1 protein-coding gene is annotated in these 1,835 nt (G+C 52.1%); it reads left to right on the forward strand.

What is annotated here, in order from left to right:
* Nucleotides 1-112 precede the first annotated feature (112 nt).
* Entirely contained in the window at nt 113-1,756 is a 1,644-nt protein-coding gene (gene yojI, locus E0D98_RS23815; protein ID WP_000422188.1) for a microcin J25 efflux ABC transporter YojI, read from the forward strand.
* Nucleotides 1,757-1,835 lie beyond the last annotated feature (79 nt).

Below are 1,835 nucleotides of genomic sequence, written 5' to 3' on the forward strand. Positions count from 1 at the left end.
CAACCTGACATTCCGTCAGGCAGGTAAAAAAGAATAAAAATAAGAATTATTATTGCTGTGCGCGCGAAGATGTTTAAACTGCGGGCTGTAATTCATTGTCCGGGTTTTCTGCATGGAACTTCTTGTACTTGTCTGGCGGCAGTATCGCTGGCCATTTATCAGTGTGATGGCGCTAAGCCTCGCCAGTGCGGCATTAGGCATTGGCTTAATTGCTTTTATCAATCAGCGCCTTATCGAAACGGCGGATACCAGTCTGCTGGTGTTGCCGGAGTTTCTTGGATTATTACTGCTGTTGATGGCAGTCACTCTCGGATCGCAACTGGCGCTCACCACTTTGGGGCATCACTTCGTTTACCGACTGCGTAGTGAATTTATCAAGCGGATTCTGGATACCCACGTCGAGCGCATTGAACAACTCGGTAGCGCCTCGTTGCTGGCGGGATTAACCAGCGATGTGCGCAATATCACCATTGCTTTTGTGCGTCTTCCGGAACTGGTGCAGGGGATCATTCTCACTATCGGTTCCGCGGCGTATCTGTGGATGCTGTCGGGCAAAATGTTGCTGGTAACGGCTATCTGGATGGCGATCACCATCTGGGGTGGTTTTGTACTGGTGGCGCGGGTGTACAAACATATGGCGACCCTGCGTGAAACCGAAGACAAGCTGTACACGGATTTTCAAACCGTACTCGAAGGGCGCAAAGAGCTGACTCTGAACCGGGAACGCGCCGAGTATGTGTTTAACAACCTCTACATCCCCGATGCGCAAGAGTATCGCCATCATATTATTCGCGCAGACACCTTCCATCTTAGCGCCGTGAACTGGTCAAACATCATGATGCTGGGCGCTATCGGCCTGGTGTTCTGGATGGCGAACAGTCTCGGTTGGGCTGATACCAACGTTGCTGCGACCTATTCGTTGACGCTGTTATTCCTGCGTACGCCGCTGCTTTCGGCGGTTGGCGCATTGCCGACGCTGCTGACGGCGCAGGTGGCGTTTAACAAGCTGAACAAATTCGCGCTCGCGCCTTTCAAAGCTGAGTTTCCGCGCCCGCAGGCTTTTCCCAACTGGCAAACGCTGGAGCTGCGTAACGTGACGTTTAGCTATCAGGATAACGCGTTTTCCGTTGGGCCGATTAACCTCACCATTAAACGTGGCGAGCTGCTGTTTCTGATTGGTGGCAACGGTAGTGGAAAATCGACGCTGGCGATGTTGCTGACGGGCTTGTACCAGCCACAAAGCGGCGAAATCTTGCTGGATGGCAAACCTGTCAGTGGCGAACAACCGGAAGATTATCGCAAACTGTTTTCGGCAGTGTTTACCGATGTCTGGCTGTTTGATCAACTGCTGGGGCCGGAGGGTAAACCCGCTAACCCGCAACTGGTTGAGAAGTGGCTGGCGCAGCTGAAAATGGCTCATAAGCTTGAGTTAAGCAACGGGCGTATTGTTAACCTGAAGTTATCAAAAGGGCAGAAAAAACGCGTGGCGCTGTTGCTGGCGCTGGCAGAAGAACGCGATATTATCCTGCTGGATGAATGGGCGGCGGATCAGGATCCACACTTCCGTCGTGAGTTTTATCAGGTGTTGCTGCCGCTGATGCAGGAGATGGGTAAAACTATTTTCGCTATCAGTCATGATGATCATTACTTTATCCACGCCGACCGCCTGCTGGAAATGCGCAATGGGCAACTTAGCGAGCTGACGGGCGAAGAGCGCGATGCCGCTTCGCGTGATGCCGTTGCCCGGACGGCATAATATTACGACGCTGACCTGGCGGACTGCTGCCGTCAGGTCAATATGCTAAAAATCCCTTCATTTCTAATAACCCTATAAT

Origin of the sequence: Escherichia sp. KCJ4928, from assembly GCF_004352695.1 — a bacterium.
Lineage (GTDB): Bacteria > Pseudomonadota > Gammaproteobacteria > Enterobacterales > Enterobacteriaceae > ECMA0423.

Excerpts from the sequence above, each read along its gene's own strand:
- yojI (WP_000422188.1), top strand. The coding sequence starts at position 113 with ATGGAACTTCTTGTACTTGTCTGGCGGCAGTATCGCTGGCCATTTATC.